A 1,506-nucleotide genomic window follows, 5' to 3' on the forward strand; every position below is an offset into this window, starting at 1 on the left:
TCCTAACGTTCTCCCAACTCAATTGAGGGTTCGGCGGATTGGTAATTGTCTGATAAATTCTATTTGTAAAAACAAATGGTCTAGCTTCTATTTTTGACGTAATATACGCCGATGAACTACTCACATTTCCAGTATATCCGTGCGTAGCACGTAGCACCAATTTGGACAACCAGTCTATTTTATAAAAGCCCTCCTCGTGTATTTGCCAACGCAGACCTGCTGACCAGAATGGTCTGCCCCGTTGATTGATGTCTACACCAAAGATATTCGCTTCATCCTTTCGTACCGAGAATGTAGCGGTATATCGCTTGTCATAGCTATAGGAAGCATTTGCAAAATAAAGACGACTTCGATTCAAGGTCGTAAGGCGACTCATGTTGACAGGTGTAAGATTCGGTATATTGCTTAATGTACCTGTCAGGTATTGTCTATACCGTTGTGTGGGATCAAATGGAACATAAGTCTCTGTTGCCTCCTTGTAACCTATCATTATCGGCATCATCCGGTTTAGGGTACTACGGCTATTTAACTCCATACCACCTACCAAGTTAAAGCTATGAAAATCATCCCAGGACTTGTCGATGTTAAAACTACCTCTGAAATAATGCGAGCTCAAACTGTTGTTTGTTTGATTAAGCTTTCCTCCGCGGGGAATAGGTGAAGTAGCTATACCCGTAGCATAATTTATTTGGGTAAAGCGATTGTAAAGGTCAATCATTTCATAACTATCGGCATTGTAAAGCATATTTGTCTCACTGTAGTTTTTACGGTACTGATAATTGGCTGATACCCCTAACCATTGAAAGGGTTTATAAGTCACGGAAGGCTGCACTTGATAACTGATGAGCTCCGTAGACGTACGAGACCGATTGATGTCATCTAGAGGGTAAAGATTCCAATCCAACAATAAGCCCATGCCGGCTGTATCAATATAACTTTGACGTAACGACAGTCCTCCAATTGAAAGCAGATTCCCCTGTTCATCAGCGAGTTTATCATACAACACCTTGTACATCGGACTACCTCCTGTACGTCGTATATTTGATGTAAAAGCTAGATCAGCATTAAACAACAGTTTATTGTCCAATAACCTATAGGTATTCTTTGCATTCAAGCTGATCCGTTCATCGTGATGACCAGATATATCCCCTAAATTCTTATCATAACCTGCCGAGAAGTAATAATTATGCTGTTTGGCGCCCCCAGAGAAATTGACAGCTCCTTTATAAAGCTGCACTGGGCGATATACGTATTTATTTAGATCGCTACGCACATCTTGTGTTTTCAATTGCGCAATACGTCTTTCCATCTCGGCTTTATCGATATGTCCATTTTTTTCAGCGAGTAATGCTTCAATGGTTGGGGTGATATACGGATAGATTTGGTTGATGGTTCCATCCCAAGCTCCCTCTCCGTATAAAAAGCGTTCGATATCGATAACCTCATTCATAGGTATTGTAGGGTTGTAATAGAGATTTGGCTTTTCGCTGATAGACATATCGGTTC

Annotated in this window: 1 protein-coding gene; it reads right to left on the reverse strand. The window is 41.0% G+C overall.

Annotated elements, in window-relative coordinates; genetic code table 11:
- The coding region (locus JKG61_RS22725; RefSeq protein ID WP_202105299.1) for a SusC/RagA family TonB-linked outer membrane protein at nt 1-1,450 on the reverse strand (1,450 nt) is incomplete at its 3' end.
- Nucleotides 1,451-1,506 lie beyond the last annotated feature (56 nt).

Source organism: Sphingobacterium faecale (assembly GCF_016746095.1).
Taxonomy (GTDB): Bacteria; Bacteroidota; Bacteroidia; order Sphingobacteriales; family Sphingobacteriaceae; genus Sphingobacterium; species Sphingobacterium faecale.